Origin of the sequence: Shinella sp. NM-101, from assembly GCF_021401195.1 — a bacterium.
Lineage (GTDB): Bacteria > Pseudomonadota > Alphaproteobacteria > Rhizobiales > Rhizobiaceae > Shinella.
Genome location: NZ_JACBFT010000002.1, coordinates 564,104 through 588,766 on the forward strand (window position 1 = coordinate 564,104; position 24,663 = coordinate 588,766).

General features: G+C 66.2%; 13 protein-coding genes and 1 tRNA gene. 5 read left to right on the forward strand and 9 right to left on the reverse strand.

From position 1 onward, the window contains the following. The first annotated feature begins 171 nt into the window (after positions 1–171). Positions 172–966 (forward strand): WecB/TagA/CpsF family glycosyltransferase, encoded by a 795-nt coding sequence (locus tag L0976_RS06570; protein WP_234186590.1) that lies wholly within the window; start codon positions 172–174, stop codon positions 964–966. Here the strand turns inward: L0976_RS06570 and L0976_RS06575 are convergent. Then, entirely contained in the window at positions 963–1,643 is a 681-nt protein-coding gene (locus L0976_RS06575) for a 4'-phosphopantetheinyl transferase (protein ID WP_234186591.1), read from the reverse strand. The genes L0976_RS06570 and L0976_RS06575 overlap by 4 nt on opposite strands. A gap of 1 nt (position 1,644) precedes the next feature. Continuing rightward, entirely contained in the window at positions 1,645–6,261 is a 4,617-nt protein-coding gene (locus tag L0976_RS06580; protein WP_234186592.1) for a MupA/Atu3671 family FMN-dependent luciferase-like monooxygenase, read from the reverse strand. A 327-nt stretch (positions 6,262–6,588) separates the two neighbouring features. On the opposite strand from L0976_RS06580, the gene L0976_RS06585 reads away from it, so the two are divergent. From L0976_RS06585 to L0976_RS06595, 3 genes are all read left to right on the forward strand, one after another. Beyond that, positions 6,589–13,113: a type I polyketide synthase gene (locus L0976_RS06585; RefSeq protein ID WP_234186593.1), complete on the forward strand. Its 6,525-nt coding sequence runs from the start codon at positions 6,589–6,591 to the stop codon at positions 13,111–13,113. Between the two features lie 40 nt (positions 13,114–13,153). Further along, a complete protein-coding gene (locus tag L0976_RS06590) occupies positions 13,154–14,653 on the forward strand; it encodes an oligosaccharide flippase family protein (RefSeq protein WP_234186594.1) in 1,500 nt (499 codons plus the stop codon). Positions 14,654–14,970: 317 nt separating this feature from the next. Next, positions 14,971–15,897, forward strand: a complete 927-nt coding sequence (locus tag L0976_RS06595) for a DUF535 family protein (protein ID WP_234186595.1) — start codon at positions 14,971–14,973, stop codon at positions 15,895–15,897. A gap of 33 nt (positions 15,898–15,930) precedes the next feature. Here L0976_RS06595 and L0976_RS06600 read toward each other — a convergent pair whose 3' ends face one another. The 5 genes from L0976_RS06600 to xylF form a co-directional block, all read right to left on the reverse strand. Continuing rightward, positions 15,931–17,220 (reverse strand): glycosyltransferase family 4 protein, encoded by a 1,290-nt coding sequence (locus L0976_RS06600; RefSeq protein ID WP_234186596.1) that lies wholly within the window; start codon positions 17,218–17,220, stop codon positions 15,931–15,933. A 197-nt stretch (positions 17,221–17,417) separates the two neighbouring features. Beyond that, a tRNA-Arg gene (locus L0976_RS06605) sits at positions 17,418–17,494 on the reverse strand. Positions 17,495–17,646: 152 nt separating this feature from the next. Next, complete coding sequence (locus L0976_RS06610; protein ID WP_234186597.1) at positions 17,647–18,432, reverse strand: ATP-binding cassette domain-containing protein; 786 nt, start codon at positions 18,430–18,432, stop codon at positions 17,647–17,649. Between the two features lie 14 nt (positions 18,433–18,446). Beyond that, positions 18,447–19,760 carry a sugar ABC transporter permease gene (locus L0976_RS06615; protein ID WP_203319654.1) on the reverse strand — a complete coding sequence of 438 codons (1,314 nt, stop codon included), beginning with the start codon at positions 19,758–19,760 and terminating at the stop codon, positions 18,447–18,449. A 176-nt stretch (positions 19,761–19,936) separates the two neighbouring features. Then, positions 19,937–20,977: a D-xylose ABC transporter substrate-binding protein gene (xylF, locus tag L0976_RS06620; protein WP_234186598.1), complete on the reverse strand. Its 1,041-nt coding sequence runs from the start codon at positions 20,975–20,977 to the stop codon at positions 19,937–19,939. 244 nt (positions 20,978–21,221) lie between these two features. On the opposite strand from xylF, the gene L0976_RS06625 reads away from it, so the two are divergent. After that, a complete protein-coding gene (locus L0976_RS06625; protein WP_234186599.1) occupies positions 21,222–22,442 on the forward strand; it encodes an ROK family protein in 1,221 nt (406 codons plus the stop codon). Between the two features lie 72 nt (positions 22,443–22,514). On the opposite strand, the gene iolG is transcribed toward L0976_RS06625, so the two are convergent. Beyond that, positions 22,515–23,507: an inositol 2-dehydrogenase gene (gene iolG / locus L0976_RS06630; RefSeq protein WP_203319651.1), complete on the reverse strand. Its 993-nt coding sequence runs from the start codon at positions 23,505–23,507 to the stop codon at positions 22,515–22,517. 101 nt (positions 23,508–23,608) lie between these two features. Continuing rightward, a complete protein-coding gene (locus tag L0976_RS06635) occupies positions 23,609–24,628 on the reverse strand; it encodes an ABC transporter permease (RefSeq protein ID WP_234186600.1) in 1,020 nt (339 codons plus the stop codon). Positions 24,629–24,663: the final 35 nt, after the last annotated feature.

A 24,663-nucleotide genomic window follows, 5' to 3' on the forward strand; every position in this document is an offset into this window, starting at 1 on the left:
AAATTACACCTCAAGACGCCTGGCTAAGACCTTCGGTTGAAGGGGCGCTAGTGCTTTCTTGCCGGTGCCTGCCGATATTGCGGCCTGCTAACCCGTTTTGATGCGCGTGGGGAGAATTGAGCCGGAACCGGCCGGAGCTAGACTTTTCCGTCAGTCAGGGAGTCTGGTTCGATGGCAATCGCAGAAACGCAGCCGCCTGTCATGGTGCCTTCCGGCAATCGAAGCCGTACGGCGTTTCTCGGCGCGCCTTTCGACGCGTTGACCCCCGAAAACGTGGTGGACCTGCTCAAGGCATCCGGTCCGGGCGTGCGGTTCCGCTACGTGGTGACGCCGAATGTCGATCATGTCGTCCGGCTCAACAAGGACCGCACGCTGGCGCGGCACTACAACAAGGCGTGGCTGTCGCTGTGCGACAGCCGGCCGATCGCGACGCTCGCCCGCCTTGCCTCCGTACGGTTGCCGCTGGTGACGGGCTCCGACCTGACCGTGGCCCTGTTCCAGTCGGTCATCCAGAGCGGCGATGTCATCAGCGTGATCGCTGCCAACCAGGCGCTGGTGCGGTCCCTGGAGCGGTCTTATCCGTCCCTCCGGTTTTGCGCCTTCGTGCCGCCGCCCGATGTCCTTTCCAACGAGCAGGCGTTGCGCGATTGCGTGGAGTTCGTCGCCAAGGAAAGGGCGCGGTTCATCTTCATCTGCATCGGCTCGCCGCAATCGGAGAGGATCGCGTCTGCGCTGACCCTGCATGCCCAGGCAAGCGGAACGGCGTTCTGCGTCGGCGCCGCGCTGGAATTCCTGGTCGGAGCCAAGAAGCGCGCGCCGTCCTGGATGCGCCGTGCGGGCCTTGAATGGCTGCACAGGCTGTCGTCCGACCCGAGGCGGCTCTGGCATCGCTACGCCTCGTCGGTGCTGCCGCTGCTGTTGCTGTTCTCGGGCGAGATCTCCGGGCGGCAGAAGCGGCCGGGCTAGACGGGAGCCGCGCGATCCTTTCCATCGTCCCGGATGGACATGGCCGAGACGATATGGCCGTGTCTCAGGCGGATGCGTCCGGCAAGGCGATCGCCGCATCCGAAGGGAAGGGCATCCTTCAGGAACTGTGCGGTGAAGCGTTCTCCCGCCATATCCAGATCGAGCGAAAGATCCTGAAAATCCAGCAACGTCCCGCTCAGCGGATACTGGCATTTGTAGGCGCATTCCTTCGCGCTGAAGATCGCCTTGAGCAGCAGTCCACGGTGCCCTGCCGGTTGCCGCGCAAGCCAGTCGCGTTCCCCGGCGGTGCAGATGTCGTCCGCAAGACCTTCCTCGACCGGTTCGGCTTCCTCGATGTCGAGGCCGAGGGCGAGGAAGCCGTCGGACCTCAAGGCGACGGCTGCGGCGCAATGGGTGCGGTCATGGCTGATCGTGCCGACAAGTCCCTGCGGCCATACGGGCGCGCGGTCGCTCCCCATCGGCAACGCAAGCGCCGGCAGGCCCAATCGCTCCATGGCATTTCGGGCACAGGCGCGGCCGGCGGAAAATTCGTGCCGCCGGTTCGCCACGGCGCCGGCAACGGCCGCCGCTTCTTCCGGATGCAAGGCTGCGCCCTGGCCGGCGATCATGCTCTCGCTCGTGCGAATCCCCGCCGCGAACAGACCTTCCAGCAGCATGTCACACCGTATCGCGCACGCGCTGCAGGTCTGCCCGGCGCTGTCCAAGCGCGTTGCGGCGCATGGCGGCGCGGTCCGCGACCTTGCTGAGTTCCGCGCTGGCCTTGCCGCGGTCGGAAAGATGGCCCGCGAGCGCCGAAACCGTCGGGAAGCGGAAGATGTCGGTGATGGTCAGGTCGGGCGCGAGGCCGGCCTTCAATTCGCGATGCACCTGGACGGCGAGCAGCGAATGCCCTCCCAGCGCGAAGAAACTGTCGAAGATGCCGACGCGGTCGAGCCCGAGCGCCCGGCGGAACGTCTCGGCAATCGTCTGCTGGAGCGCATCGGCGGGTGCGACGAAGGCCTCGGCGACGTGGGGTTTCCTGGCCTCCTCGGGCCTTGGAAGCCGCTTGCGGTCTACCTTGGCGTTTGGGGTCAGCGGGAATTCGGCGAGCGTGACGAAGTGGCCGGGGATCATATAATCCGGCAGCACCGTCGCCAGATGCTGCCGCAGGGCCGCGTCATCGACGGCTGCCGCCGTGCGCATGTAGGCCACGATGCGCACGTCGCCGGCCTTGTCCTCGCGCGACATCGCCACCGCTTCGAGAACGCCGGGGAAGGCCGCGATCTTCGCCTCGATCTCCCCGAGTTCTATCCGGTAGCCGCGCACCTTGACCTGGTGATCCGCCCGGCCGAGGAACTGAAATTCGCCCTGTGCGGTCAAGCGAACGAGGTCGCCCGTGCGGTAGATCCGGCCCGGTGCGAAGGGGTTCGGCAGGAAGCGCTCGGCCGTCAATTCCTCGCGGTGCAGGTAGCCGCGCGCGACGCCGTCGCCGCCGATATACAGTTCTCCCGGCGTGCCGGGGGGAACGGGCTCCAGCGCCTCGTCCAGAACGTAGAGCCGGGTGTTGGCGATCGGGCGGCCGAGCGGTACCACGCCGTCCGTCGGGGCGGCGGTGCATGTGGAGGACCATATGGTCGTCTCCGTCGGGCCGTACATGTTCTCGACGCTGGCATCGGTGACGCGCGCAAGCTCGGCAAGGAGCGATCCGGGCAAGGCCTCGCCGCCGATGAACATATGCCTGACCGCTCCGAGCGCCTTGCGATCCTCCGGCGTGACCATGAACATGCGCACCATGGAGGGCGTGCATTGCAGATGCGTCACGCCATGCCGGTCGATCTGCGCGGTCAGGCTGAAATCGTCGCCGGCCTCTTCGGGGATGGGTGCGCGCACCTGCCCGACGAGCTTTGCGAGCGGTTCCAGCCGTTCGAGCACGATGTCGGACGACAGGCCGAAGTCGATCAGGCAGGCGACGTCATCCACGCCGATGGCGGCCAGCCGCTCGATGCGCGCCTTCGCGTCGGCGACCGTTCCGAACAGGCCGCTGTCCTCGAAGTAACGCAGGAAGGCGAATTCGAGGATGGCGTCCATTTCCTCCGGCGCCAGCGATTGCAGGTCGATGTCCATCGGCTGGGAGACGCCCTGCGGCTTCTTGAAGGCGGGGAAGGCCCAGGCATATTGCTTGATGAGGGCCGCCGCGCTGCGCAGGTAGTCCTTCATCGGTTCACGCGCGAGAGCGCGCACCTCCTCGCGGTCCTCGCCGAGCAACGTATGCAGCATGACGGTGACGGTATGGTCGCGCGGGTCGCGCTCGGTTTCCGCCAGCGTCTGCCTGTAGATGCGGATCTTCTCCTCCAATTCGTCTATGGACTGGCCGAGGAGATGCGTCAGCACATTGGCGCCGAGGCGCGCGGCTTCGCGATAGGTCTCGGGATTGCCCGCCGTCGTCAGCCAGACGGGCAGTTCCTTCTGCACGGGCCGCGGCTGGGTGACGACCCCGACGCGCCCCGCCCCGAAATCGAACTCGACGCTTTCGCCGCGCCACAGTTTGCGGACCGTCTCGATGTCCCGGATCATGCTCGCCTTGTTGTGGGGCGGGGCATTCTCGGGGCGCAGGACGAAGTCCTCGGGCATCCAGCCGGAGGCAAAGGCGATGGCGGCACGGCCATTGCTGATATTGTCGATGACCGCCCATTCCTCGGCGACGCGCAGGGGATGATGCAGCGGCAGCACGCAGCTTCCGGCCCGGATCGAGAGGCTGCTCGTCACCGCCGCCACGGCCGCGCCGGTGACGGAGGGGTTCGGATAGGGGCCGCCGAAGGCATGGAAATGCCGTTCGGGCGTCCACAGGGACTGGAAGCCGTTGCGGTCGGCGAATTTCGCGCCCTCGAGGAGGAGCCGGTATTTTGCCGGGCCTGCGCCGGCATCGTTGCCCCAGTAGAAGAGGCCGAAATCCATCGGCTTGCCGCTGGCGGTGCGCGATGTGTGCGCCTTGGCAAGGCTCGCCTGATTGACATGGATGACGACCTTGAAGCCGCGCGCCAGCGTCCAGAAAAGCTCCAGGACGGAAATGTCGAAGGAGAGGCTGGTGACGGCGAGCCAGACGTCCTGCGCCTCCGCGCTCCTCGGGATGCGCTCGTCCATGCCGGCGAAGAAGTTGACGACGTTGCGATGCTCGACCATCACGCCCTTCGGCTGCCCCGTCGAGCCCGATGTATAGATCACATAGGCAAGGTTTTCCGGCGCGCTGCGGTGCGAGAGACGCTCGCCCTCGGGCTCCTGCGCCAGGACATCCGCGATGGCGAGCGTCTCCACGCCGGCAAGCCCAGCGAAGCCGGATTGATCGCTTCCTGTCAGCACGAACCTGGCGCCGGAATCGCGTGCCATGAAGGCAAGCCGTTCCGCCGGGAAATCGGGGTCGAGGGGCACATAGGCCCCGCCGGCCTTCTGGATCGCGAGCGCGCCCACCACCAGGTCGAGCGAGCGCGGCAGGTGCAGCCCGACCAGAACGTCCGGCCCGACGCCGCGCCTGACCAGCGCGCGCGCCATGCGGTTCGCCCGCTCATCCATCTGGCGGTAGGTGAGGGTCTGCGCGCCGAAGCAAAGGGCGGGCGCGTCGGGCGTGAGGTCGACCTGCCGCTCGATGAGCTCGTGGACGCAGGCGTCGCGGTCATAGTCCCGTTCGGTTCTGTTCGCATCGTGCAGAATTTCCCGGCGCTCGTCCGCCGAAAGCAGCGGGAGCTGCCCGACGAGGCCTTCGCCATCGTCGAAATGGCCGGCGAGGATGGCGAAACGGCGGGCGAGCGCCTCCACGCTTTCCTCGCTGATGCGGGTACCGTCATAGACAAGCCGGCTGCCCTGCGGGCTGAATTCGAAGACGAGGGCGCATGTGCCCAACGCCGCGTTCTCGTCGGCGGCCGGGCCGTCCGCGATGCCGATGGAGAGGCGCGCCGCCCGCAGGGACGGATAGCGGTCCACGATGTCGGTCAGGTAGGTGATCCGTCTCGTCACCCTTTCGAGCGTGCCTTGCACGGCGGCCTTGAAGCCCGAAACCGTCATGCCGTCGGCAACATCGATCCGCAGGGGGACGGACGTTGCGAAATGCCCCGGATGGCGGGCGCAGAGCTCCCGCATGCGGTTGCCGGAATAAGCGAGATCGAACGTCTTCTGGCCGGTAAGCCGGGTCAGCAGCGCGCCGAGCAGGGCGATGCGTTCGCCGACCGGCATTCCATCGGGCGCCGGGAGCGGCATGGTCCGGATTTCGGGTGTTGCGGCGGGGTCGTGCGCCTTGATGTCGCCGAGGTCGACGTCCTCGCAGGCCTCCAGCGCCTGCCGGAAGGCCGCCTCATGCGGTGTCACGGTGGCAATGGCGGCTTCCAGGGCCGCCACCTCGGCCTCGCTCGGGATGGGAAGCCTCATGCCGGGGGCAAGGGCGGCGGAAAGCGGGACGGTGCCGCCGTCGGTGCGCCGCGCGCCGCGCAGGGCGACCGCCCTGTCCGCCGTTGCGATGATCGCCTCATCCGCATCGACTGAAATGACGGTGCCCGGCTCCCCGGTGCAGGCGTCAAGGACCCGCAGGCGCGAAACGGTGAAGAGGTCCGCGCCGACGCGAAGTCGCGGAAGCGCCAGCCTGTTCGTATAGTTCTGACCGAAATCGAGGGCGCGCACGAGGCGGGAGAGCTCTTCGGCCGGCCGGTCGAGGCGCAGGAGAGCGAGGGGTCGGTCGTTCCGTCCGAAATAGGCGCGGCCGGCAATGTCCTGCCGGCGCGGGGCGAGCGACCCGGATTCCAGACCGGCCAGCATGGCGTCGAACGTCGCGATGCCGGCCTCGAAACACTTTGTGTTCAGCGTCAGCGCCGTTTCTTCGGGATCGATGTCGAAGTCGCGCGATGCATGGATGTCCCCTTCGTCGATGCCGGCGGTGATCGCATGCCAGCTCACGCCGTGGCGGTCGGCGCCGTTCAGGATCGCCCAGCTCGGCGTGTTGAGGCCGGCGAGCTTCGGCAGCGGACCGTCGTGGAAATTGATCGCCCCGCGGCGTGCGCTGCGCCAGACGGGCTCCGGCACGATCCTCAGATTTGCGATGCTGAAGAGCCAGTCATAGTGGAAGGGGGCGAGGCTTGCGGTGAGGTCGCCTTCCGGATCGAGGACGGGGATCGCCTTCTGCCTTGCCCAGTTGCCAACCGCAGGGCTGGCGGTCACGACAGCCTCGATCGCGTGCCCGTGGGAAAGAAGGATTTCTCCGCATTGCGCCAGAAGCAGTTCGTCGCCGATCATTACGCAGGTCAGCTTTGTCATCTACGCCACCATCCAAAGCCTGAAACACGATCGTTTCGATGAAATCCCCCGACAGTTGAAAGATCAACATGCGCGACCTTGCGCATAAGGTTTAGACGCTGCGGCTGATCGAAGGCGCGGGACGAACCGAGGCTTCCTTTTGGCGTAGGCGCTTCTAACTCCCCTCACCGAAAGAGGTAATTGTACTTGCGCGCCCGCAGGTCACAATCGGAGACTGCGGCGCTGTTTCAGCCGTACAGGCATTTTGGGGATCCGATCACAAAAGGGAGCCGCAAGTCTGGCGGTCATTCGTCAAGAATATCCGCAGTGGTTCGGCGGTTGAGTAATATGCTGGACAGTACAGGTCAGGACGCCATCAGCGACATCGCCATCGTGGGCATGGCGCTGCGCGTGCCGGGAGCCCGCAATGTGGGGGAGTTCTGGCGCAATCTGCGTGAAGGAGTGGAATCCATCCGCAGCCTTACGCCGGACGAGCTGATGCAGGCCGGGGAGGCTCCCGATCGCCTCCACCACCCGCATTATGTGCGACGTACCGCGGACCTGCCGGGAATGGATCAGTTCGACGCCGATTTCTTCGGGCTCAGCCCCAAGGATGCCGCGATCATGGATCCCCAGCACCGCCAGTTCCTCGAATGCGCCTGGGAGGCGATGGAGGACGCCAACCGCACGCCCGACCGCAACAGCGGCCCCGTCGGGGTCTTCGCCGGCTGCGGGATGGGGAGCTACTTCTACTTCAACGTCTGCAGCAACAGGCAGCTCGTCGACCAGATCGGCATGTTCCTGCTGCGCCATACCGGCAACGACAAGGATTTCCTGTCGACGCGCGCCTCGTTCACGTTCAACCTGCGTGGCCCGAGCGTCAATGTCCAGACGGCCTGTTCCACGTCGCTGGTGGCCATCCACTATGCCAGCCAGAGCCTGCTGAACGGCGAGTGCGACATGGCGCTGGCGGGCGGCGTCACCATCGAGTTTCCCCATGGCAGGGGCTATCTCTACCAGGAGGGCGAGATCCTCTCGCCGGACGGGCATTGCCGCGCCTTCGACCATCGCGCGGCCGGAACCGTCTTCGGCAGCGGCGTCGGTGTCGTGGTCCTGCGGCGGCTGGCGGATGCGCTGGCCGATGGCGACATCATCCATGCGGTCATCAAGAGCTCGGCGATCAACAATGACGGCGGCAACAAGGCGGGCTACCTGGCGCCGAGCGTGACGGGCCAGGCGGAAGCGATCATCGAGGCGCAGGCGCTCGGGGGCATTTCCGCCGATTCCATCCAGTATGTCGAATGCCACGGCACGGGCACCGCCATCGGCGATCCCATCGAGATCGAAGCGCTCACGCAGGCCTTCCGGCAAAGCACGAAGCGGACCGGGTTCTGCTATGTCGGCTCGGTGAAGACCAATATCGGGCACCTCGACACCGCGGCCGGGGTCGTCGGCGTCATCAAGGCGGCATTGGCCGTCAGGCATGGGGAAATCCCGCCCACGCTGGGGTTCGAAAAGCCCAATCCGGCGATCGATTTCGCGGCCAGCCCCTTCCTCGTCGCCGACAGGCTGGCGGCTTGGCCGGCCGGCGGCGGGCCGCGCCGGGCGGCCGTCAACTCGCTCGGTGTCGGCGGAACGAACGCCCATGTCATCCTGGAGCAGCCGCCCGTCCGCCAGGCCGGTCTCGTCGCCGCGCAGGAGCCCCTGCTGCTGTTCCTTTCGGCGCGCCAGCGCAAGGCCGTGGAGCAGGCCGCGACGCGGCTGGCCTCCGCGCTTTCGGACCAGCCGGGCCTCGCGCTCGGCGATGTCGCCCATACGCTGTTTTCCGGCCGAAGGCATTTCGAGCATCGCATGGTGCTGGCCGCGGCAAGCGGCGAGGAGGCCGTCGCGATCCTTTCCGATCCGAAGTCGAAACGGGCCTTCTTCCATGTGCCGGTCGAGGCGAATGCGGGCGCCGTCTTCCTGTTTCCCGGCGGCGGGGTTCAGCACCCCGGCATGGCGCGCTGCCTCTACCGGGACGATGCCGCCTTCCGCGCGACCATCGATGAGGGGTTGTCCTATCTTCCGGCCGCGGCCGCCGAGGAAATACGCGGCGTGTGGCTCGGGTCCGGCGGCGAGGATGCCGGCCGGGCATTCCAGCGGCCGTCGGTGCAATTGCCGGCCATCCTGATCCTCGAAGTCGCGCTCGCCCGGGCATGGATGTCCTGGGGCGTGGTTCCGGCGGCCCTGCACGGCCATTCGATGGGCGAGAACGCCGCCGCCTGCATTGCGGGCGTGATGAGCTTCCGCGATGCGGTGCATCTGGTGCGGCTGAGAGGCGAGCTTTTCGACAGCGTCGAACCGGGCGGCATGCTCAGCGTTCCCATGGACCACGAAAGCCTGCTGGCGCTGTTGCCGCCCGAACTCGATGTCGCCTCCGTCAACGCACCCGGGCTGTGCGTGGTGTCGGGCCGCAATCGGGACCTCGACCGCTTCCGGACGCGCCTGGAGGAACGCGGCGTGGATGCCACCCGCATTCCGATCGACATCGCCGCGCATTCGCGCATGCTCGAACCCATTCTGCCGCGCTTCGAGGCATTCCTTCGGGGCCTCTCCCTGCGGGCGCCGGAAATCCCGATCGTTTCCAACCGCAGCGGCGGCTGGCTGACCGCCGAGGAGGCGACCGATCCCGCCTACTGGGTCGATCACCTGCGCTCAACGGTGCTCTTTGCCAAGGGCATGGAAACGCTCGCGAAGAGCGCGCCGTACATCTACATCGAGGCCGGGCCGGGCCGCGTCCTGTCCTCGCTCGCCAAGGCGCAGGGCAGCATCGAGGCCAACCAGATCATCAACAGCCTGCCGCATCCCGACGAAGAGTGGGACGACAGGCGCCACTTCCTGTGCGCGCTGGGGCGCGGCTGGGCGACCGGCCTTCCCGTCGCCGTATCGCGCCTGTGGGAGGGCGGCAGGCCCAGCTTCGTGACGCTGCCGGCCTATCCGTTCCAGCATCGGCGCTACTTCATCGAAAGGGCTTCGGGCGCCGATGAACGGCGCGAGGACGAAAAGGCCGTCACCAGGGAGCCCGACATGGCCCGCTGGGGCTACAGGCCGGCCTGGAAGCAGGCGCTCGTCGATTATGTCAGCGGCGCGGAGGCGACCCCGCGTTCGTGGCTTTTCTTCCTCGATGAGGCGGGGGTCGGCATGCAACTGGCCACGCGGCTGCGCGGGCTCGGCCACCGGGTCGTCACCGTTTCCCTGGGCGACGCGTTCTTCCGGCACGATGGCGACCATTACGTGCTTTGCGCGGAAGCCGGAAAGGCGGGATACGATGCGCTCGTATCGGCGCTGGCCGCCGACGATGCCCTGCCGTCCCGCATCGTTCACATGTGGCTGCTGACCGAGACGGAAAGCTTCCGTCCCGGCTCGAACTTCTTCCATCGCAATCAGGAATGCGGTTTCTACAGCCTGCTGCACCTGGCGCAGGCGCTGGGCGACGTTGCAAGGGCCGAGGACCTGCATGTCACGGTCGTGGCCAACGGCATGCAGCGCGTTTTCGACGAGGCCCTTGCCTATCCGGAAAAGGCGACCGTGCTGGGCCCGGCCCTGGTGATCCCCCGGGAAATGCCCGGCACGACGGTCAAGCTTGTCGATGTCCAACTCGACAAGCCGGTCGCGGCGCGGCGATTTGCCGAGCGCTGGCGCAGGAGCCCCGCGCCTGCCGAGCCGGGCGGACAGCGGCAGGCGCTCACCGACACATTGTGGGAGGACCTGCTGTCCCGGCCGGCCTCGGAAGTCGTCGCCTATCGCAAGGGGCGCCGCTGGCTGCGGTTCCACGACAGGCTGGCGCTCGAAGGCGGCGCCGACGGTGCCGCGCTGTTCCGGGAGAAGGGCGTCTATCTGTTCACCGGCGGTCTCGGGGACCTCGCCTTCGTCATCGAGAACGAACTTGCCGCGCGGTTCAGGGCCAGGCTCGTGCTTGTCGGGCGAACCGCGCTTCCGCCACGCGAGGAATGGCAGGCTTACGACCGGCTGCACGGCCACGACGCCGTGCGCCGCGCGACCTCGGCAATCCGCAGGCTGGAGGCGCAAGGGGCCGAGGTGCTTTACCTTTCCGGCGATGTGACCAACCCGCAGGAGATGGACGACATCGTCGCCGCGACGCTTGCGCAGTATGGCGAGATCAACGGCGTCTTCCATGCCGCCGGGATCGTCGACGACGGCCTCATCCAGGGCAAGTCGCAGGAAGGCATCGAGCGGGTCCTGGCGCCGAAGGTGCTCGGCACGACGGTCCTGGACGCGGCGCTGGAGGCCGTGGCGCTCGATTTCGTCCTCCTGTTCTCCTCGACCAGCACCGACACCGCGCCGGCAGGGCAGGTGGACTACGTGGCGGCCAACGCCTATCTCAACGCCTATGCCGAAAGCCGGTCGCAGAGGACCGATCGCCGTACCATCGCGCTTCACTGGGGCATCTGGAACGAGGTCGGGATAGCCGCCCGCGCGTCGAGCGCCGCGGCACGCGAGAGCATCGTCCTGCCGGTTGACGCGGCAACGAAGGGGCCGTTCTTCGAACGCTGGGTCGAGGACGAGGATGGCGTGCCGTGGCTGGAAGCCGTGGTCGGCCCGCAAACGCATTGGGTTCTGGACGAGCATCGGCTCGTGTCCGGCCAGTCGGTCATGCCCGGTGCGGCCTATATCGATCTCGTCGCGCAATCGGCGCGGGAATACGGCCTGTCGTTTTCTGCCGACGTCACCGAGCTGGTCTTCCTGCGGCCGCTCGTCGTCGCCGACGGAGAAACGCGGGTCGTCCGGCTGCGGCATGCGGCGGCCCGGGACGGATATCGTATCACGCTCTCGGCCGCGCGGGCCGACGGCGGGTTCGAGAAGATCGTGGAAGCGCACCTGCGCTTCCGTGACGAAGCGGCGCCCGCCGTCCGTGACGTTGCCCCGGTCGTTGCCCGGTGCGGCAGGTGGCAGACGGCCCGGCCCGGCTCCAGCCTGCGCGCGGCGCAGGAGGACCACATCCGCTTCGGGCCGCGCTGGGGCGTCCTGAAATCCGTCGCCTATGGAGACGGAGAGGCCCTTGCGGAGCTCGAACTGCCGGCGGACTACCGGCACGACAGCGCGGACGGCGTTCTGGTCCACCCTGCGATGCTCGACCTTGCCACCGGCTTTGCGATGGAACTGATTGCCGGATACGATCCGGCGGCGGTCCTCTGGGCGCCCGCCGCCTATGGCCATGTTTCGCTGTTCAAGCCGCTTCCCTCACGCATCCTGAGCTGGGTCCGCCTTGCCGACAGCAGCGATTTCGGCGAGGGCTATGCGGCCTTCGACGTCACGATCGTGGCGCCGGATGGCGAGGTCCTGCTGGACATCCGGCGTTTCGTCGTCCGGCGGCTGGATCACGATCTCAGTTTCGCCGATCCGCCCGCCCTGGCCGAGGCGCCTGCGGCCGTTGCCGGAACGAGGCGGCCGCCGCCGTCACCGGCCATGCTGAAGCTGGATGCGATGGTGCACCAGGGAATTCGGCCCGGCGAAGGTTTCGAGGCCCTTGTGCGGGCGCTCGCCACCGCGGAGGTGCAGCCCATCGTCAGTTCCATCGATCTCGACGCCCTTTGCCGCCACGCCGCGATGTCCGCCGAGGAGGCGCCGTCGCGGAGCATCGGCTTCGAGCGCCCGGACCTCGAAAGCGAATATATCGCGCCGCGCAATCCGGTGGAGGAGACGCTTGCGGGATATTGGCGGGAACTGCTCGGCGTCGGGCAGGTCGGTGTCCATGACAGCTTCTTCGACATGGGCGGACATTCGTTGATCGCCGTGCGCCTGTTCCGCATGATCAAGGCACAGTACGGGCTGGATCTTCCGATCTCGACGCTGTTCGAGGCGCCGACCATTGCCCTGTGCGCCGATCTCGTCCTCGCGCAGGTTCCCCAGGCGAACGGCGCCGTGGATGAAGCGGCAATCGCGATCGACGCGCCTCCGCCGCAGGCCAAGCCCACCCATGTCGTCCTGATGCATCCCGGCCGCGACAGCCGGGCGACGCCTCTCTTCATCTGCGCCGGCATGTTCGGCAACGTGCTCAACCTGAGGCACCTGGCGCAGATCCTCGGGGGCGACAGGCCCGTCTACGGCCTGCAGGCGCGCGGGCTTTACGGCGGGCTCGATCCGCACGAGACCTTCGAGGACATGGCGCGCGACTACATCGCGGAAATCCGCACGGTCCAGCCGTCCGGCCCCTATCTTCTGGCCGGCTATTCCGGCGGCGGCATCGTCGCCTATGAAATCGCCCACCAGCTTTCGGCGCTGGATGAGGAGGTCGCCCATCTCGTGATGCTCGACACGCCCCTGCCGACCCAGCCGCCATTGGGGTTGCAGGACCGGATCCTGATGAAGCTGCAGGACATTCGCCGTCACAAGGGCGCCTTCGTACAGAAATGGCTGCACGACCGCAGGTGCTGGGAGGCGGAAAAGCGCGAGAAGCGCCTTGCACAGGCGCGCGACACCGCGCCCGACCAGTTCAACAACAGCCGGATCGAGAGCGCCTTCCTGCGCGCCTTGCAGCGCTACGAGCTGAAGCCCTATGCGGGCGCGGTCACGCTTCTGCGGCCGAAGCCCGTCGTCCACTACCGGTTGACGGGCGGGCGGCGGCTGCAGAAGAGCCGCAACATCCTGCTCGACGACAACGGCTGGACGCCGCACATTCCCAATCTGTGCGTCCATGAGGTTCCCGGCGATCACGACAGCATGGTTCTGGAACCCTATGTGCGTGTTCTCGCGGAGCGGGTTTTGACCGCGATCCGTGTCGCGGCGCCCGTCGTGGACCTCGTCCGGCGCGATGAGAAGATATGCGAAATGCCGGTTCACGTTCGCCAGCAGAGGCTCGTCGAGCCCGCGTAGGAAACAAAGGGGCCAGAGATGTTGAAGAGGGAGAGGGCTATTGGCGTCTGTCACGCGTTCCGTCAGGGGCGCCGCAAAGCTGTATCCGATCGACGAGGAACAGGGTCAGCCGTGTTCTGATACCCTCCCGCCGCCCGAGGTCGAGAGTGCCCGCGCGCCGACGAGCTGGGAAGGCATCCGGGGCCTGGTCCTGCGCGCGGCCGGATGGTCCATGGGCGGCTACATCGCCTCCCAGTTCCTGCGAATCCTGAGCAACCTCATCCTGACGCGGCTGCTCATTCCCGAAATGTTCGGTCTCATGGCCGTCGCCATGATGGTGCAGGTCATCATCTTCATGCTGTCCGATATCGGCCTGCGCCAGGCGGTCGTTCAGAGCGCGAAAGGGGACACCCCGGATTTTCTCGATACCGCATGGACGCTGCAGGCGATACGCGGCTTCCTGATCTGGCTCGCCTGCATCGCCGTCGCGTTCGGCATCGCGCAGGCGGACCGCTTCGGTGCCTTCAAGGCCGGGTCCGTCTATACCTCGCCCGAGCTGCCGCCGATCATCATCGCCGTGGCGTTCACGGCCGTCATCGGCGGTTTCCAGTCGACGAAGCTCATATCCTGCGCACGCCATCTCGATCTGGGGCGTGCGACGGCCATCGAGATGTTTGCGCAGGTGCTGGGCCTTGCCGTTGCCATTCTGCTTGCATGGTACACGCGGTCGATCTGGTCCTTCGTCGCCTCGGCGCTGGCTTCCTCGCTCGCTCTCACCGTCTTGAGCCATACCCACCTGGCAGGCCGGGGCAACCGCTTCCGCCTGGAGCCCACGGCGGCGGGAGAGCTTCTCCGGTTCGGCCGCTGGATCATGCTGTCGTCGACCACGTCGGTGCTGGCCTCCAACGGGGACAGGATGCTGCTGGCCGGCTGGATCAGCCAGGCCGCCCTCGGCCTTTACGTCCTGGCATACAGTCTCGTTGCCATCCTGGAGGGGGCAGGCGGCCGCCTCTTCACGTCCGTCGCCTCTCCCGCGCTCAGCAAGGTGGCGCGCGAGCGTCCGGAAATGCTGCGCAGCGTCTATTACAAGTTCCGCCTGCCGTTCGACATGTTCTTCGTGGGCGGGGCCGGCCTTCTCTACGGGTCCGGCGAGGCGATCATCGACGTGCTCTACGACGATCGCTACATGGGCGCCGCCACCGTGCTCGAAATATTGTCCTGCGGGCTTCTGGTCTCCCGCTTCACCGTATTCTCGCTGGCCTATCTCGCGCTCGGCGAACCGCGTTACCTGAGCATCCTCAATATCGTCAAGGCGCTGTGTCTCTTCACCATCGTTCCGCTTTGCTATTGGATATTCGGCTTCGATGGCGCACTATGGGCCATTGCACTGCATGCATTGCCGACGGTTCCGATGATCATATACTTCAATCGGCGGTACCAGTTCAACAGCCTCGCCTTCGAGGCGGGGATTCTGTTGCTGTGGCCCATCGGCTACGCGACAGGCAGACTGCTTGCTTACGCGCTGGAGAGCTTGCCCAACCTTGGAGGTGTCGTCCTTTGACGGAAGATGTACTTCAGGATGGGCAAGGCAGACGCCAGGATACGGTTCGTTCGAACCTCGTCGAAGGGAGGCTTGCATGGAGCATCGTCGGGTAGCGGAAAGGCTGTCGCTCTTTCCGGGGATGGAGGCGGGTGACAGCCGTCGCCGACAGGAAGCTCCGTTTCGGCGGTTCGGGCAACGCGGTGTTTATCCCGATGTTTAGCAATCTCTACGCTTCGGACGAGGCATGTGACGAAAGGGCCGGACCTTTCGATGCGGAGACGGCTGGCGCCTCGGCGCCGGCCGTCGGAGAGGCCCATAGCCTCAAGATGAAGATCATGTCCTATCTCTGGATGGCGGGGCTCGTCATCCGCGCAATGCCGCGCATCGCGTTCAGGCGCGACCTGGAGCACTTCAAGCTGCGCGTCCAGCTCCTGGTGGCGGCCGTGCGTCACGCTTCGCAGGTGGCGACGTTGTTTCGCCAGAGCGCGCCCGCGCTGCAACGCATCGCGCGCGAACGGCCCGAGGCCGTGGTCGGCCCTCTGCTGTGGTCCTATCTCTGCGCGAGCTGGAGCGTGAAGGAACGGCTGCGGTGCATAAGCGACCACTACCGGATCGTCGGCCTGCTGGATGGCCCTTTCCCCATCGCCGTCGCCGAGCGGCTGGTCATCACGTCGCTGGACGAGATCTATCCCGGCTTGCGCGTCGTCATCGACCAGCCGCACTGGCTCATCCGGGAAGGCGGGCTGACGCTCAACCTGTTCGTCGAAGACTTTCGCGCCTATTCCCTGGCCTTCTCCTTCATGGAAGTCGTGAGGGGGCGGGGGATTCATTGCCTGATCGGCTCGGTGCAGGGACGCAATACCGACGAGGCCAAGGACCTCTATCGCCAGTTGACCAAGGCGGCCTACGGTCTTCGTCCCAGGGATCTTTTGATCGAGCTTTGCCGGATGCTCTGCCGTCACTGGCAGGTGCAGCGGCTTCTCGGTGTGCGGGACAGCGAGCGCTACGACCGGCACCCCTTCTTTGGCGGGCATCCCGCGACGACGCAGGATTACGACCGCATATGGGAAGACCGGGGAGGCGTCGAGGACGGCCCGTACTTCTATGCCTTGCCGCTGGCGACCGGGCAAAGGGACACCGACAGCATCAAGCCGAACAAGCGGTCGCTGTACAGGTCCCGCTACCGCTTCCTGGACAAGCTGGAAGCAGACATCGTCCGATGCCTGCCCGACCTCCAGCCGCAACGATTTGTCGATCGCTGATCCGACTGCCGGCGGCCGAATCGTGACAGCGGATCAGAGATAGTCGGTGAGGTCCGCAAGCGAACGACGCGCCATGACGGCATCGTAGATCCTGGCCGTATAGGCGGCCTTGGCCTCCCAGGTGTATAGCCCAACGGCATAATCATGGGCCGCGCTTGCCATGGCGGCATGCGCTTCGGGATCGGCAAGGCATGCCTCCATCGCGGCGCGATTTGCGGCAACGAGCCCGTCGAGCGGCTGCAAGGGCACCCGGACGCCCCGTCCGTTGGCCGTCAGGTCGCCCGGTGCGCCATAGGCGGTGACGATGCAGACCGGGCCGCAGGCCATGGCTTCGACGACCACGCCCGCGCCAAGCTCCCGGATGGAGGGGAATATGAAGGCATCGACGCCGCGCATCATCCCGGCGACCTCGGCCTGGCTTTTCCGCCCCTCGAAGATCACCCTGTCCTGCGCATGCGCCTCCGCCACGATCTGGCGCAGGCGCGGCTCTTCGGGGCCGTCGCCGACGATGTGCAGGCGGTGGGGCCGCAATGCATCGGAGCCGACGAAGGCGCGGACCGCCACTTCGGGAACCTTGTAAGGCACGAGGCGGCCGGCATAGAGGAACCGGTAGGGACCGCCCCCCGAAAACGGGCGGCGGCGGCCGTCCGAATGAAAGATGGCGGGATCGAATCCCACCTCGGGAAAGGGGACGACGCGGGCATCTACCCCAGGCGGCAGATCGTCGACCGTATGCCGGAAGGCTGCCAGGATCGCGGCGGCCTTGGTGAAAGTAGTCCGGGCAAAGGGCAGCGCCTTGTAAAGGTTCCGCAGGCGGCGCATGCCTTCCCGTTCCCGCTTCTGCTCCGACTGGAAGGCGCGTGGCCAGTCGAGGTTGCCGTTGAGCGGGCCGATCACGAAGGGGACGGGACCACGGCTGGCCGCGATGCTCGGCAGCGTCGGCGACATCGGCGTTATGCGATGGACAAGATCGAACGCACCATCGGCGAGTTCCTCCCGAAAAGTGCGCAGGGCCTGTCGCTCGAATTCGAGATAGGGCAGGTAGGCCATGATCTGGTGCGTCGACCACGCCACTTCCGAGCCGCCGCGCAAGATCTCCGACAGCTTGTGCATCCTTCCCGCGATCCACTCATTGTCGATGTAGACAACCTTGTCGCCAAACTCACCGGCCGCCTCGATCGCCGGCCGGTTGCGCACATGGGTCGCGACCTTCACATCCGCGACCGACGCGAGCGCCCGCGCATATTTGTAGCCCACCACCGGCAGGGACGGCCATTCCGGATTACAGATTTCCGCCAGCAGAAGAACGCGTGGTCTCGACATCGACGCAATCCTGTCGCTGATCGTGGATCCTGTTGAACGGTATCGAGGCTAACGGTTCAGCCAGCAAGGTCAAGGTTGCCACCTATCCCCGCACGCCACCAAGTAGTTGAAGCCGAAAGCGTTCCGAGCGAGGGGGCGTTATCATCGATACGTCTTTTGGCGGAGTATCCCGGAGAACAATTGATCTTGGCGAAGAATGGCGCACCCGACAGGATTCGAACCTGTGACCTTTGGAATCGGAATCCAACACTCTATCCAGCTGAGCTACGGGTGCATGCAGGGCGATGACTCGCCTGTCCGATGAAAGGGTTCTTAACCCAGGTGGGGGCGGGCTTCAATGCGGAAATTGCGGAAATGGCAAACTGTTATGGGTTTGCCGGTGATGAGATGAAAAGGCCGCCCATTGGGGCGGCCTTGGCGAGGGGATCAGGCGGTCTGCATGGCGCCGGGGCCGGGGATGGCTTTTTCCGGGACCTTGCCGAGGATGATCATGCCGAGCACCTCGTCCTTGGTGACGTCCTCGGTGCGGGCGTGGCCCACCACCTGGCCATTCTTCATGACAGAGACGCGGTCGGCGAGGTCGAAGACGTCGTGGATGTCGTGGCTGATGAGGAAGATGCCGATGCCTTCCTTCTTGAGCTGCTTGATCAGCTCGCCGACCTGTGCAGTCTCCTGGGGGCCGAGCGCCGCTGTCGGCTCGTCCATGATGAGGATGCGGGCGTTGAAGAGGATGGCCCTTGCGATCGCCACCGACTGGCGCTGGCCGCCGGAAAGCGCCTTCACCGGTTCCTTGAAGCGCTGGAAGTTGGGGTTGAGGCGGCCCATCACCTCGCGGGTCTTGGCCTCCATCGCGACGTCGTCGAGCGTGCCCCAGGGGGTGCGCAACTCGCGGCCGAGATAGAGGTTGGCGGCGGCGTCGACATTGTCGGCGACGGCGAGCGTCTGGTAGATCGTCTCGATGCCGTATTTCTTGGCGTCGCGCGGGTTGCTTATCTCGGCGGGTTCGCCGTTGATCAGGATCTCGCCGCCGTCGCGCCTGTAGGCGCCGGAGAGGATCTTGATCAGCGTCGACTTGCCGGCGCCGTTGTGGCCGAGCAGGGCGACGACCTCTCCGGGATAGAGATCGATAGAGGCATTGTCCACGGCATGGATGCCGCCGAAGGAGATGGAGATGTTCTTCATCTCCACGAGGGGCGTACGGGTGTCCGTCATTGGGTGGGCTCCTCTTACTTGGCGCGGGCGCGGTAGATCGTGTCGAGCCAGACGGCGACCACGAGGACCACACCGACAACGATGCGCTGGAACGGGGTGTCGATGCCGACCAGCACCATGCCCGATTGCAGCGATTGCATGACGAGGGCGCCGAGCATGGCGCCCGCGATGGTGCCCATGCCGCCGCCGAGCGAGGTGCCGCCGATGACGGCGGCCGCGATGGTGTAGAGCTCGTCGAGCTCGCCCTGCGCATTGGTCGCGGCGTTGAGGCGGGCGGTCGAGATGGCGGCGGCGATGGCGCAGAGCATGCCCATCAGCGCGAAGATCTTGACCGTGACCCAGCGCGTCTTGATGCCGGCGAGCTCGGCGGCTTCCTGGTTGCCGCCGATGGCGAAGACATAGCGGCCGAAGCGCAGGCGCGTCGAGATGAAGGTCATGACGATGCCGACGACGATGGCGATCAGCACGGGAATGGCGATGCCGTGCGGGATGAAGAGGCCGCCGTCCGGCCAAGCGATGCCGTTGGCATCGGCATATCTGCGGGCGATGGCGACGGGCCAGGGGTAGCTGTTGACGACCCCGACGGCGCCGAGCACCAGCGCGCAGCCGATGGCGACGAGGAAATATTCGGCCCACATGGGGCGCAGCGGAAAGCCGAAGCGCTTGCGCTGCTTGCGGGAATTGGCGATCGTCGCGACGATGGCGACGCAGGCGAGGGCGCCGACGATCCAGCTCGCCGTCGCGCCGATCGAGCCCTCGGTGCCGCCGCCCATCAGGCGGAAGGTGGCGTCCATCGGGGCGACGGTGCGCCCGCTCGTGACGAACCAGGTGGCGCCGCGCCAGACGAGCAGGCCCCCGAGCGTCACGATGAAGGACGGCACGTTCATGAAGGCGATGATCGAGCCTTGCAGCGCGCCGATGGCGGCGCCGAGCAGAAGGCCGGCGAGCAGCGTGACGATCCAGGTGGCCGGATGGTTGAAGCCGAGAAGCTGCGGCAGCAGCTCGGCCTGCAGCACGCCCATGATCATGCCGACGAAACCGAGGATCGAGCCGACGGAAAGATCGATGTTGCGCGTGACGATGACCAGCACCATGCCGGTCGCCATCACGGCGACGGAGGCGGTCTGGACGGAGAGGTTCCAGAGGTTTCGCGGCGTCAGGAAGAGGCCGCCGGACAGGAAGTTGAAGCCGATCCAGATGATCAGCAGCGCGCCGACCATGCCGAGCAGGCGCGTATCGATCTCGGTCGCGCGGAAGAAGCGCTTTACCGGATTCTCGCTCGCCGAGCGCGCACGGTTGGCATGTGCGGTATTCGTGATGTCGGCCATGGTCTTGCCGTCCCCCTCACTTCTGTTGAACGTTCGTTTCGGGCGCACAGTTCGGGTGCTGCTTCTTGAAAGGATGGATCCGCATCATCCTCCGCCCGCTGCCCATCTTGCGCAAGCGCCGCAACGATGTCGTTGCGGCGCCTGGCGATGGTCAGGTCGTTACCGGTTGATCGGGCTCAGTCGCAGGCTGCGACCGAGCCGGCCTTCACGCCCTGGCAGGCCGCGTCCTTGGAGATCCAGCCGGCGTCGATGACGACGTTCAGGTTGTCCTTGGTGACGGGCAGGGGGGCGAGGAAGACGGACTTCATCTCGACGCCCTTCGGGCCGCCGTTGAAGGTGGTGACGCCTTCGATCTCGTCCATGGTCTTGCCGCCGGCGAGCTCGGCCGCGATTTCCGCGGCGCGCTTGCCGAGTTCACGCGAGTCCTTCCAGACCGAGACGGTCTGCGTGCCGAGCGCGACGCGGTTGAGCGCGGCGTGGTCGGCGTCCTGGCCGGAGACCGGAACGGAGCCGGCAAGGCCCTGGGCCGCGAGCGCCGCGATCGCGCCGCCGGCGGTGCCGTCGTTCGAGGCGACGACCGCGTCGACCTTGTTGTCGTTCGCCGTCAGGAACTGCTCCATGTTCTTCTGGGCATTTTCCGGCTTCCAGCCGTCGGTATAGGCTTCGCCGACATTCTTGATCTTGCCGGCGTCGATCGCTTCCTTCAGCACTTCCTGCTGGCCAGCGAAGAGGAAGTCGGCGTTCGGGTCGGCGGAGTTGCCCTTGATGAAGACATAGTTGCCTTCCGGCTTCACCTTGAACACTTCGCGGGCCTGCATGCGGCCGACTTCCTTGTTGTCGAAGGTGATGTAGAAGGCGGCCGGGTTTTCGATCAGGCGGTCGTAGCCGACGACCGGGATGCCTTCCGCCGCGGCCTTCTCGATGGCCGGGCCGATGGCATCCGAATCCTGCGCCAGGACGATGATGGCGTTGGCGCCCTGCGAGATCAGCGATTCGACGTCGGTGAGCTGCTTTGCGGCGGACGACTGGGCGTCAGCGGAAATGTACTTGTCGCCGGAAGCCTCGAGCGCTGCCTTGATGGCGGCTTCGTCGGTTTTCCAGCGCTCTTCCTGGAAGTTGGACCAGGAGACGCCGACGACGAGGTCCTTGGCGTGAACGGCGGAATGCATGGAAACGATGAAGGCAGCCCCTGCCATCAGCTTCAAAACGGATTTCATCTTATCTCCTCCCAAGTGAACACCGGCCGCCTGGACGAACCCCGTCCTTTCAACGACCGGCCACGATAGCACTGTCTCGACAACCCCTCCCGACACGTCGGGACTTTTTTCTCGACAGTCGAGAAAATAAATGTCAGATCTTTCGAAGGCTGTCAACAAGCCTTTGACGGCTCTTGAACGGCGGCGTGACAGGTGCTTTGGAGGGGCATGTGTTGCATCTCATGAAAGCGAGCGGAAACAGGCGATGCTGGTGAAGTCGAGCACGGAGCTAGTGCGTCAGCAGAACAGCGCGCTCGTGCTCGCCTCGCTGCGCCGGCATGGACCGCTCGCCCATACCGACATTTCCCAGCATACCGGCCTTGCCTCGGCGACCGTCTCGGCCATCACGGCGGAGCTCGAAAAGGCCGATGTGCTGGAGCGGCGCGAGCAGCAGGCGACCGCGATGCGTGGGCGGCCCCGCGTCATCTTCGGCCAGCGGCGTGCGGCGGGCTATCTCATCGCGGTGCGCATTTCCTCCGACATCGTGCAATATTCGCTGGCGGACTATGGCGGCACGCTGATCGACCGGTTCGAGGAAGCGCGTAATCACGCGGACAGCTCGACGCAGCCCTTTGCGGAGGCCTTCGTGGCGGCGCTGGAGAAGCTTGCGAGCCGGTCGCGGATCGCGCGGGAAGACGTGCTCGTCGTTTCGATCAGCAGCAAGGGGCTCGTCGTTCCGGCGCTTGCGCGGCTCGTCTGGTCGCCGATCTTCGGTTCGCAGCAGGTGGATTTCGCCGCGCTGCTCCAGCCGCCCTGGCGGGCGAAGATCCTGCTCAGCAACGAGACGCTGCTCGTGGCCCATGCCATGGCGCTGCGCATGGAGCGGGCCGGCATGGAAAACCTGCATTCCGTCGCCGCGCTGTCGCTCGGCCACAGCATCGGGCTCGGCATCGCACGGTTCGACCGCTCCGGCGAACTGTCGGTGACGGCGCCGAATTTCGGGCACATGCTGAATTCGTCGGACGGCAAGCTCTGCCGCTGCGGCTCGCAGGGGTGCATCGAGGCCTCCGCCGGCTTCTACGGCATCCTGCGCACGGCCTTCGAGGTGCCGCCGGATACGATTCCCGCCAAGTTCGTGCCGCTGGCCGAGATGGACAAGATCGCGCTCCGGGCCCGGCAGGGGCACCGCATGTCGGAATATGCCTTCCGCCAGGCCGGCCTTGCGCTGGGGCAGGGGCTGTCGCGCATGGTCAGCCTCCACGAGAGCATGCCCATCGCCATCACCGGACCGGGCACGCGCTATTTCGATCTCATGCGGCGCGGCCTCGAGGAGGGGCTGGCGCAATCGCAGCAGGTCCGCCTCTTCGGCGCGCCGCCGATCACCGTCGTGCCGGAGGAGGCGACGCTGGTGCTGGAGGGGCATCTCGACCGGGCATTGGCGGAGATGGACCATGACATCATCGCGGCGCGGACGAGCGGGGATTAGGGCGCGCTCGCCGGACGCAAAAAGACCGGGCGATGGAACCGCCCGGTCAGGTGCCTTGGGAGTCGTCTTCCGTCAGGCGACGGAGATCTGGCGCTTTTCTTCCACCGACTTCACGGCCGCATCGGCCAGCGCGAGGGCGGCGAGGCCGTCGGCGCCGGAGGGCGAGATGGCGGCGCCCTTCTCGATGGCGGCGATGAAGGCCGCGATCTCGTTGGCATAGGCTTCGGTGTAGCGGGTCATGAAGAAATCGTGCAGCGGCGGGCGGGTGTAGCCGTCGCCGTTGGCGATCTCGATGGAGACCGGGCGCTGGTTCTCGGCGGAGACGACGCCCTTGGAGCCGTGCACCTCGATGCGCTGGTCGTAGCCGTAGGTGGCGCGGCGGGAGTTCGAGATGATCGCCTGCTTGCCGGACTTCGTCTGGAGGATGACGGAGACGCTGTCATAGTCGCCGGCCTTGCCGATCTCCGGATCGACCAGCACGGCGGCCGTCGCGAAGACCGAGGCGACCTCCTCGCCGAGCAGGAAGCGGGCCATGTCGAAGTCGTGGATCGTCATGTCGCGGAAGATGCCGCCGGAGCGCTTGATATAGTCGACCGGCGGGGCGCCGGGGTCGCGCGAGGTGATCGTCACCATCTCGACGTCGCCGATCCGGCCGTCGTCGATTGCCTTGCGGACGGCCATGAAATGCGGGTCGAAGCGGCGGTTGAAGCCGACCATCAGCTTGCCCCTGGTCTCCTCGACCACCTTCATGCAGGCGCGGACGCGGTCGACGTCGAGGTCGATGGGCTTTTCGCAGAAGATCGCCTTGCCGGCGCGGGAGAAGCGCTCGATGAGGTCGGCATGGGTGTCGGTCGGCGTGCAGATCACGACGGCGTCGATGTCCTTGGCGGCTTCGATCGCCTCGATGGTGCGGACCTCGCAGCCATACTGCTTGGCGATGGCGTCGGCAGCGGCGGGGAAGGCATCGGCGACGGCGACGAGCACGGCATCGGGATTGCCGGTCACGGCCTTGGCGTGGACCTTGCCGATACGGCCTGCGCCGAGAAGACCAAATCTCACAGTCATCTTCATTCTCTCTGGTGTACTGCCGGCCGCGCCGGCGGGGAGGGACGGGGCGATGCGCTCGCCCCGCGAAGGCGCCGCGGCCGGGGCCGCGGAGATTGGGATCAGACCTTGCGCTTCTTCTGGCGGTAGACGTCGACGACGACGGCGGCGACGATGATCACGCCCTTGACGATCTCCTGGTAGAAAGCATCGACGCGCAGGAACGTAAAGCCCGATGTCATGACGCCGAGGATGACGGTGCCGATGACCGTGCCGGTGATGCGGCCGACGCCGCCGGCAAGCGAGGTGCCGCCGATGACGGTCGCGGCGATGGCGTCGAGTTCGTACATCACGCCCATGCCGGCCTGCGCGGTCTGAGCTCTCGCCGCGGTGACGACGCCGGCAAGACCGGCAAGCGCCCCGGCAATGGCATAGACCTTCACGAGGTGGGACTCGACGTTGATGCCGGAGACGCGGGCAGCCTGCACGTTGGCGCCGATGGCATAGGTGAACTTGCCGTAGCGGGTGTAGCGCAGCGCGATGTGGAAGATCACCGCGACGACGAGGAAGATCACGACGGGCCAGATGCCGGTGCCGATGAAGTTGAACTGCTCGGTGAGGCCCGAGACTGGCTGGCCCTTGGTATACCACTTGGAGATGCCGCGGGCGGAGACCATCATGCCGAGCGTGGCGATGAAGGGCGGGATCTTGGTCTTGGCGATGAGTTGGCCGTTGATGAAGCCGGCCAGAAGGCCGACGCCGATGCCGACGACGACCGGCACGATGACCGGAAGGTCGGTCAGCGAGGGATAGAGCGCGCGCGGCCATGTCGAGGCCTGGGCGAGCGAGGCGGTGAACATCGCCGTCATGCCGACCACCGAGCCGGACGACAGGTCGATGCCGCCGGTGATGATGACCTGCGTCACCCCGACGGCGATGATGCCGATGACCGAGACCTGAAGGATGATGATCGTCAGGCGCTGCGAGTTCATCAGGAAGCTCTGGCCGACGAAGATCCAGCCGAGGATCTCGTAGACCAGCGCGATGCCGACGAGGACGAGAAAGATGCTGAGTTCCGGCGGCAGCCGGCGGGCAGATTTCTGCGCGGCGACCTGGGCCTGCGCTGCGGAATTCGTGCTCATGATTACCTCCCTTGCGGCCGCTCGGCGGCCCTGAA

Coding starts and splice junctions, on each gene's coding strand:
- L0976_RS06570 (WP_234186590.1), top strand. CDS start 172: ATGGCAATCGCAGAAACGCAGCCGCCTGTCATGGTGCCTTCCGGCAAT.
- L0976_RS06575 (WP_234186591.1), bottom strand. CDS start 1,643: ATGCTGCTGGAAGGTCTGTTCGCGGCGGGGATTCGCACGAGCGAGAGC.
- L0976_RS06580 (WP_234186592.1), bottom strand. CDS start 6,261: ATGACAAAGCTGACCTGCGTAATGATCGGCGACGAACTGCTTCTGGCG.
- L0976_RS06585 (WP_234186593.1), top strand. CDS start 6,589: ATGCTGGACAGTACAGGTCAGGACGCCATCAGCGACATCGCCATCGTG.
- L0976_RS06595 (WP_234186595.1), top strand. CDS start 14,971: ATGTCCTATCTCTGGATGGCGGGGCTCGTCATCCGCGCAATGCCGCGC.
- L0976_RS06600 (WP_234186596.1), bottom strand. CDS start 17,220: ATGTCGAGACCACGCGTTCTTCTGCTGGCGGAAATCTGTAATCCGGAA.
- L0976_RS06610 (WP_234186597.1), bottom strand. CDS start 18,432: ATGACGGACACCCGTACGCCCCTCGTGGAGATGAAGAACATCTCCATC.
- L0976_RS06615 (WP_203319654.1), bottom strand. CDS start 19,760: ATGGCCGACATCACGAATACCGCACATGCCAACCGTGCGCGCTCGGCG.
- xylF (WP_234186598.1), bottom strand. CDS start 20,977: ATGAAATCCGTTTTGAAGCTGATGGCAGGGGCTGCCTTCATCGTTTCC.
- L0976_RS06625 (WP_234186599.1), top strand. CDS start 21,222: ATGCTGGTGAAGTCGAGCACGGAGCTAGTGCGTCAGCAGAACAGCGCG.
- iolG (WP_203319651.1), bottom strand. CDS start 23,507: ATGACTGTGAGATTTGGTCTTCTCGGCGCAGGCCGTATCGGCAAGGTC.
- L0976_RS06635 (WP_234186600.1), bottom strand. CDS start 24,628: ATGAGCACGAATTCCGCAGCGCAGGCCCAGGTCGCCGCGCAGAAATCT.